The organism is Sulfurimonas sp. (assembly GCF_014859695.1).
Taxonomy (GTDB): Bacteria; Campylobacterota; Campylobacteria; order Campylobacterales; family Sulfurimonadaceae; genus Sulfurimonas.
On the sequence record NZ_JACUTS010000079.1, the window covers coordinates 1 to 7,810 of the forward strand.

At 39.2% G+C, this 7,810-nt stretch carries 8 protein-coding genes; 2 read left to right on the top strand and 6 right to left on the bottom strand.

All coding sequences use genetic code 11. The annotated features are described in order from the left end of the window. Window positions 1-165 (top strand): 50S ribosomal protein L35 (locus tag IBX42_RS10370; protein WP_294932652.1); only part of this gene is annotated, 165 nt, incomplete at its 5' end. 117 nt (window positions 166-282) lie between these two features. Further along, window positions 283-642: a 50S ribosomal protein L20 gene (rplT, locus tag IBX42_RS10375; RefSeq protein ID WP_294932642.1), complete on the top strand. Its 360-nt coding sequence runs from the start codon at window positions 283-285 to the stop codon at window positions 640-642. Between the two features lie 25 nt (window positions 643-667). On the opposite strand, the gene IBX42_RS10380 is transcribed toward rplT, so the two are convergent. The 6 genes from IBX42_RS10380 to IBX42_RS10405 are packed head-to-tail and all read right to left on the bottom strand — an operon-like array spanning window position 668 to window position 7,767. Then, window positions 668-2,359 (bottom strand): response regulator, encoded by a 1,692-nt coding sequence (locus tag IBX42_RS10380; protein ID WP_294932644.1) that lies wholly within the window; start codon window positions 2,357-2,359, stop codon window positions 668-670. Beyond that, complete coding sequence (locus IBX42_RS10385) at window positions 2,359-4,335, bottom strand: methyl-accepting chemotaxis protein (RefSeq protein WP_294932646.1); 1,977 nt, start codon at window positions 4,333-4,335, stop codon at window positions 2,359-2,361. Before IBX42_RS10385 ends, IBX42_RS10380 begins: the two co-directional genes overlap by 1 nt. Continuing rightward, a complete protein-coding gene (locus tag IBX42_RS10390; protein WP_294932648.1) occupies window positions 4,325-4,624 on the bottom strand; it encodes a hypothetical protein in 300 nt (99 codons plus the stop codon). The genes IBX42_RS10385 and IBX42_RS10390 overlap by 11 nt, the downstream gene beginning before the upstream one ends. A gap of 52 nt (window positions 4,625-4,676) precedes the next feature. Further along, window positions 4,677-5,861 carry a replication-associated recombination protein A gene (locus IBX42_RS10395; RefSeq protein ID WP_294932650.1) on the bottom strand — a complete coding sequence of 395 codons (1,185 nt, stop codon included), beginning with the start codon at window positions 5,859-5,861 and terminating at the stop codon, window positions 4,677-4,679. Window positions 5,862-5,863: 2 nt separating this feature from the next. Beyond that, on the bottom strand, window positions 5,864-6,808 hold the full coding sequence (locus IBX42_RS10400) for a pseudouridine synthase (RefSeq protein WP_365943647.1): 945 nt from the start codon (window positions 6,806-6,808) through the stop codon (window positions 5,864-5,866). After that, window positions 6,805-7,767, bottom strand: a complete 963-nt coding sequence (locus tag IBX42_RS10405) for a KpsF/GutQ family sugar-phosphate isomerase (protein ID WP_294932654.1) — start codon at window positions 7,765-7,767, stop codon at window positions 6,805-6,807. Before IBX42_RS10405 ends, IBX42_RS10400 begins: the two co-directional genes overlap by 4 nt. Window positions 7,768-7,810: the final 43 nt, after the last annotated feature.

Below are 7,810 nucleotides of genomic sequence, written 5' to 3' on the forward strand. Positions count from 1 at the left end.
GCTGTCAAGCGTTTTAAAGTTAAGAAAAACGGCACTGTTAAGCGCGGTACAGCGTTTAGAAGCCATATCTTGACAAAGCAAGATTCAGATACTCGTTCTAAGCAGCACAAATCAAAAGTTGTTGCAAAAGTTGATGAAAAAAATATTAAGGCTATGATTAACTAATAATTAGTTGATTGTTACATCTCCAGCAAAATAGCAATAGAGTAGCTGGGCAAGACCACCTAAGATGTGGCACCTTGAACACGCAAAAGTGTCTGGGTAAAGAGAAAAGGAAATAATATGCCAAGAGTAAAAACAGGTGTTGTTCGTAGAAGAAGACACAAAAAAATATTAAAACTTGCAAAAGGTTTTTATAGCGGACGTCGTAAACACTTCCGTAAAGCAAAAGAGCAGTTAGAGCGCTCAATGTACTACTCATTTCGTGACCGCAAGCAAAAGAAGCGTGATTTCCGTAAACTATGGATTATCCGTATCAATGCTGCATGTCGTCTTAACGGTATGAACTACTCAACATTTATAAACGGTATGAAAAAAGCAGGCATCGAGCTTGACCGTAAAGTTCTTGCTGACATGGCGATGAATGACGCAGCAGGATTTAGTGCAGTTGCAGAAGCTTCAAAAACAGCGTTAGTAAAATAAGTAAAATTTTGAAACGTAGCTTTTGCTACGCTTCACTCTCTATTTTGTGCAGATAAAGCACACTGTTTCCCTTCGAGTTATAATAGAGTCCCAGTGATGATTGTCTCGAGAGATATATACCGCGTCCGTTAAAATTATTGCTGTCTCTAAAAATTTCATGTAAAATATCAGTATTAAAACCTTCGCCCTCATCTTTTATAAGTGTAGCTATATATCTATTTGAGTTGGACTCTATGGTGTCGATAGTCACCGTTATTTTCTTCTTGCAATTTTTTTGAAGCTCTTGCAGTGTTGTAAAGTATACATCTTCGCTGAGTAGCCTATGTTTTGTTTTTGTATCAAGACCGAGATTTCCATGTTCGTAGGCATTCATAAAGAGTTCTGAGAAAACAACACATGCTTTATATGCGAGTTTGTAGTTAGTGGTAAAATCGTTCCATATGTCCGTATACCAGTCGTTTGCATCTTCAACTGCATTAAGGGTGCTCTCAAAGCTTCTTGTTATACGTTTCTCTTGTTGCGCCAAAGGAAGTTGGTTTATGAAGATAAATGTCATATCGTCTTCTTGAGTATCAATTTTACTCAAAAGATTCTCTCTTAGTTCATCTTTTATAAAAGAGTTCAAAAAATCGTTTTCGATAAAGTTTGCATATAGTTTCTGCTCTCCTTTAACGCTGTTTTCTACTAGCCCATCACTGTAAAATAGAAATTTTGTAATTTTTGAAATATCCATTTTTGAGACTGTAAAATTATCGGTATATTTGCTCATGGGCGGATTATTTGATTTGATTTTTATTATTTGATTTTCCTCAGACTGGGCAAGCGATGGAGGCATCGCAAATTTTGAGTATAGCATGGTTGAACTCTTATAGTCCATCACTATAAATTCTGTTGAAAGAGCTTCTTCATCAAGAATAATCGGTTTTATGTACTCCAAAGCTGACTCTATCAATTTTTTCAGAGAAAAATTGTTCCCCATTTTGTCTATGGTATGATTGACATAAGCAGTCAGAAGCATTGAGCTAAGCGATGCGGAGAGCCCCTTTCCCATTCCATCAACAATAAAGTAAAAAACTCTTTTATCGTCTATTTTTCTAGCACTGTACGCATCGCCGCTTAAAATATCCAGCGGCTTATACAAAAAGTCTACTAGAATCGCTTGATGTGTGTCTATCATATGATAATAAAAATCGTTTCTAATGATATTGAGCTCTTTTGAGAAGGCTAAATCTTCCTGATAAGAGTTATACTTCTCTTTTTTCTCAAGCTCTCCTATCTTCTTCTCTCTTTGTTCTTTGAGATAGTTCTCCGCAAAGAGAAGCTTGGAAACATTGCCTATAGCTTGCATAACATCAGTTGCGATTATTGGTTTTTTTAAAAAGTTGTTAACATTTAACTGCAGCGCTTGAACGATAACGTCAACATCTTGTATGGCAGAGACAAGTATGATGGGAATCTCTTTGTTAATATCTCTTGTTTTTCTAATCATATCTATACCGTTTAGCACAGGCATGGCATAATCGACAATAATGAGATCAACTTTTTGATTTTTAAATTTTTCATACCCATCTTCGCCGTTATCCGCAAAGATGATATCTTTAACAAGCTCTTCAAAGAGCGATTTATAAAGAAGCTGCGTCGTTTTGTTATCTTCAACACATAGGAGTGTTAAAGATTTTAGATAGGTTAATATTGAGATATCGATGGTGTTGTTCATTAAATTCTAAATTTACTCAGCTCATCTTGTAGTCTCTGTGCATCGCTTGAGAGCTTTGTAGCGGCGTTGTCAACAAGGTTTCTATGTTGTGTATTTTTTTGTGAAATCTCTATTACTTCATCCATATCACGAATGAGCTCTTTAGTTTTTGTTGCAATATATGTACTCTGGTACATTACGTTGCTTGATTTATCTGTTGTAACCGAGAGGTTCTCTTTTGTCTCTTGCGCTGAAGCGATTAGGTCCTGTGCCGAGTTGGCGATATTGTCCATACTCTGGGATGTCTTATTTGTCTCTTCGGAAATTTCAACAACATTTTGTGTGATTAGATTAACGTTTGCACTGATTTCGCTAAGGCTTTTTTGTGTTCTCTCTGCAAGCTTTCGCACCTCGTCTGCAACAACGGCAAATCCTCTTCCATGTTCACCGGCACGTGCGGCTTCAATGGCTGCGTTGAGAGCAAGAAGGTTCGTCTGGTCTGCAATGTCGGAGATAATCGCTAAGACATCTTTGATGTTTTTTGCCTGTTCTGTAAGTGAGTAGACTTTTTGAACTAAATCCTGCTGATTTTCATTGCCCTCTTCAATCGCTACAACGACAGAATCAAGTTTCTCTATAAAGCCGTCTAGCACACTGAAGGTCTTTTCCAAATCTTCAGTAACGGTTATGGAGGCCTCTTCAATGGCATCAAGACGCTCCCCCACTTCACTTACTAAAACATTAATACCCGATATTTTTTTATCTGCAAATTCACCGTTTTTTGTAAGCTCATCGACTATGTCGTTTAGATTTTTACTCTCTTTTGATGTTGTAGCGGAGACATCTTTTGCCTGATAAACACTCTCTCTAAAGGCGACGATCATTACATGCAACGCTCTTGAGATTTGAGAAATCTCATCTTTTCCTTCAACAATAACGTCACATGTTAGATCTAGATTGCTAGAAACACACTCTATTTTTTCCAAAGAACTTCTAACGCTTCTATTTACCCCTCGGCTGACAATAAAAATTATTGCAAAGATAACAACGGCAAATATTGAGTAGCCTGCAAGCGTTATGAGTGCCAGCATATTTTGCTCAGATTTTACCTCTTTTAAAAGGAGACTGTTTTGCTCAGCCAGCTCATCATCTACCTCTTTTAGAAGGTTGATTTTTTTTGTAATAGTTTGGAACCACTCTACGCTGTCAATTCCAAAGTTTCCTTCATTTGCTTTTGCTCTGGCAACTTCTCTCATTTTATTGACCTGCTCTACAACAGGAGAGCTCATTTTTTGCGCGTAAAGAGCTTTTGAGCTCTCGGTTGCCAGAGATAAATAGGCATCAATAAACGCGTCTTGCTCCGCAACAAGAGTAATCCATTTGGCAAATATGCCCTCTGCAAATTTATCAGCCGCAAAAGTACCGCTTAAAACTGCCCTTTCAATCCCTGCACGCTCTTTAGACTTTAAGAAGTTGGCGTAAGAGCTAAGCGCTTTGACTAGTTCTTGTGTGTCTGCCAATTTTGCGGTCAGTGAAACAATATTTAAAATCTTTTTATTCATGTTTGTATAGTATGCCACAACGTTACCTAGCCCGATTGAGAGCGAATCAACTTCGGAACGTATTTGTGAAATTCTGCCCATCTCTGAAGCCAATGCCGTTATTTCACTCTTAAGCTCCTGTGGAAAAGAGTCAAGTTTAAGACTATTTATATATGCCGTTAACTCACTATACTCTCTGGTAGTATCGGTTCTCTGTTTTGGCAGCATATCGCCGAATTGCCTCCCTTTTGAACCAATAAAGCCGGCACTTGCCCCTCTCTCTTTTTGGGTTTCATGAATTACCAGACTCAACTTTTGAGAGAGAGTGTTTAGCTCTTGGGCTTTAGTTATGATTGCATTGTTTGTGAGTGTATTTTTAAGCGTTATCGCAATAATAATAAGCGCAAATGAGACAACTATGGCCGTTATAAGATTTAGTTTATATTTAATTGTCATACTTGTTCCTTTTTGCCTTAAACGTCGAGACCAGATTTAAGTCATCTAACAGATTATAGAGTTGTTCGTTTCCAACGATAACGCTAAGGTCTATGTCGTCCTTTAGCACAAGCTTATTTAGGTAGCCTATTACCGAAGATGTAATGGAGAGCGAATCGACAATGTTTATGTTGATATGCTTATAGTTTGTGATCATATCATCTATAGTACGCTTAATCTCTTGGAAGTTATAAATACTTTTTATATTACCGGTTATGACGAGGGTGCTTGAGGATACTTCTAGTTCCATTTTAATGCCTTGTTTTCGCTTTTACAGCAGTTTATTATTAATACAATTAAAATTAACTAAAATCAGAGAGATTTCTTAACCACTCCTTAATTTTTTTCTCATAGCCAATATCTTTTAGTTTAACAAAGTTAAGCGGTTGGGAGAGATAGGTCTGTTTTACGTATCCTCCAAAATCATGTGGATATAAGTAGCCGCTGTTGTTTTGTGTAATGTTTTTTGGAATATCCAGCATGACACCCTCTCTAACTGCTTTTTGAGCTTCGTTTATTGCCATGTAAGCGGTGTTTGATTTTGGAGAGGAAGCCAGATAGATAACCGTCTGCGCCAAAATAATCCTAGCTTCAGGATAGCCGATTTTTGAGACGCTCGTTAATGCTGAAGTAGCAAGAGTCAACGCTTGGGGATTTGCATTTCCTACGTCTTCGCTAGCCAATATGACAAGTCTTCTAGCAATAAAATCAGCGCTCTCGCCGCCCTCAATCAAGCGTGCCAAATAGTAGATAGCGGCATCCATGTCTGAACCTCTGATGGATTTAATCATGGCGCTTGTTAGGTCGTAATGTACACCTGCTTCGCTGCTTCCGGCACTTAGAGCATTGGGTCTGAGTGATTTTAAGATAGCCAGTGTTACATGAGAGTCTATAGTTGAGGCAAACTCCAGTAGTTTAAGCATCGCTCTTGCGTCACCGCCACTACTGCGTACGAGATACTCTGCTGCATCTTCATCGCATGTCAACGAGCCGCTTGAGAGTGCTTTTTGCAACAGCTCTTCAAGTGCTTCGTTTGTTATATGGTAGAGTTCAAAGAGCATGGAGCGGGAGCGGATGGCAGATGTTAGCGAGAAAAACGGGTTCTCTGTAGAAGCACCGATAATCATAACAGAGTTGTTTTCCATTACGGGAAGCAGAACCTCCTGCTGGTTTTTTGCCAAACGGTGCACTTCGTCTATAAAAATCAGAGGTCTTTGCAGCGTGTTTTTGTACTGCTCAAAAATCTTTCTTAACTGCTCAATTTTGATGCTTGTGGCATTAAACTCATAAAAAGGAAGTTGCATTTTTTTGGCGATTATTCTTGCGATGGAGGTTTTTCCGCAGCCAGAGGGTCCAAAAAAGAAGCTGTGTCCCAAAGCATTCTTTTCACACAAGAGTCTTAGCGGTGCATCTTTAGCGCTTAAATGTTTCTGCCCGATAAGCTCGTCAAAAGATTGGGGACGTAAAAGATGCGTAAAATCAGCCAACTTTAACGCTTCTTGTTAATCGGCTTTTTGCTTTTAAAATCTGGTTTTTTCTCATCTTTTTTAAAACTTTTACTCTCTTCTTTTTTGAAACCTTTGCCTTCGCTCTTCTTAAAGCCCTTGCCCTCATCCTTCTTAAAACTTCTTTTTTCATCACTCTTGCCTAGTTCTCTAAGCTCTTTGAGTTCTGATTTTTTCTCATCTTTTAAAAATTTTGAGAGAGCGGAGTATTCGCTGCGACTTAAAAATCTAACCTTTCCCTCAGGAAGATTGTTGAGCTCAACCTCTGCAAAACTGATTCTCTTAAGGTCTACTATCTCTGCTCCAAAGTGGGCAAAAAATCTTCTTAGTTCGCGGTTTTTCCCCTCGCTAAGAGCCACTTTAAGGATTGAATAGTTCGGCTGATTTTTCTGGACTTTATACCCTATAAAAGGTTTAAACTCCATAGCCATGACTTTAGAGTGGGAGTGCCCGCCCGCAGATGCATCATCGAGCCTCATTCCCTTAAGCATCGCATCCTCCATGTCCGGAGTAACCTCTCCTTTTATCTTAATCTTGTAGATTCTCTCTAAATCCGATTCCATAAGAGCCGATGCAACCCTTGAAGCATCGGTTAGAAGCAGAACTCCCTCCGACGCATAGTCAAGCCTTCCTACCGGGATGTAATGTTTATACTCTTTGCTTAAGCTGTCATATATAGTTCGTCTGCCCTTTGGGTCGCTTTTTGTTACAAGTTCACCTCTTGGTTTGTTATAAACAATCACCGTATATTTATCTCTCGGGCTAACCTGTTTACCGCTTACATAGACAATGTTTTCGCCCTCTGTAACATCGGTTGCGGGGTTTGTTTGAATCTCACCGTCGACTCTGACATAACCGTCTTGAATCGCTTTGTCGGCTTCTCTTCTTGAGTAGCTTGAGTGGTGAGCAATGTATTTATTTAATCTCACGATATACCTTTTTCTATCAAAGTATGGATATGAAGCACTCCGATTACTTTTTTCTCTTTGTCCGTCACAACCAAAAGTTGTATCTTCATCTCTTCTATAATTACAAGTGCTTCACTTGCAAGCATATTTTCATCATCTATTGTTTTTGGGTTGAGTGTTGCATACTTTAAGACGCTCTCTTGAAGCGAAAAATCTTCACTCATGAGCGCTCTGCGAATATCGCCGTCACTTACAAGTGCTTGAAGTCTGCCCATCTCATCGGTAATTAAAACCGTTCCAATCCTGCCTTCGCTAATCTTTACAATGGCATCTTTGAGTTTTGTGTCTGCCGTTATGATTGGCAAATCTTTTGTTCTCATCAAATCTTTAACTTTTACAAATAGCTGTTTTCCCAAAGCTCCGCCGGGATGAAATGATGCAAAATCGCTTTTTTTAAAGTTTTTTGCCTTCATGAGACATACCGCAAGCGCATCGCCGAGTGCGAGTGTAAGCGTGGTTGAACTTGTCGGCGCAATGTTTAAGGGGCATGCCTCTTTTTCAACCACAATATCAATAACCAAATCGCTGTATCTTCCAAGCGTGGAGCTTTTCGCTCTCGTCATGCCGATAAGCGGAATGTCAAATCTTTTAATGTGTGGAAGAATGGAGCTTAACTCTTCACTCTCGCCGCTGTAGCTAATGGCTAGAACAACATCCTCTTTGCCAATCATTCCCAAATCGCCGTGAAGAGCTTCTGTGGGGTGCAGGAAAAAGCTGGGTGTTCCGGTGGAAGCGAATGTTGCCGCCATTTTTGCACCGATGAGTCCTGATTTGCCAACACCGGTGACAATAAGTTTGCCTCTGCATGCAAGGATGATTTCCACTGCTCTATCAAAGACATCGCCAATATTTCGAGCGCTGTTTAGGAGCGTTTGGGCTTCTATATTTAAAGTTTCTTGTGCTATTTTTCTGTAATTCATAACGCAATTATACCCTTTTTGGGTATAAATTGCATTGCAGGTT

Excerpts from the sequence above, each read along its gene's own strand:
- IBX42_RS10380 (WP_294932644.1), bottom strand. The coding sequence starts at position 2,359 with ATGAACAACACCATCGATATCTCAATATTAACCTATCTAAAATCTTTA.
- IBX42_RS10390 (WP_294932648.1), bottom strand. The coding sequence starts at position 4,624 with ATGGAACTAGAAGTATCCTCAAGCACCCTCGTCATAACCGGTAATATA.
- IBX42_RS10405 (WP_294932654.1), bottom strand. The coding sequence starts at position 7,767 with ATGAATTACAGAAAAATAGCACAAGAAACTTTAAATATAGAAGCCCAA.
- rplT (WP_294932642.1), top strand. The coding sequence starts at position 283 with ATGCCAAGAGTAAAAACAGGTGTTGTTCGTAGAAGAAGACACAAAAAA.
- IBX42_RS10385 (WP_294932646.1), bottom strand. The coding sequence starts at position 4,335 with ATGACAATTAAATATAAACTAAATCTTATAACGGCCATAGTTGTCTCA.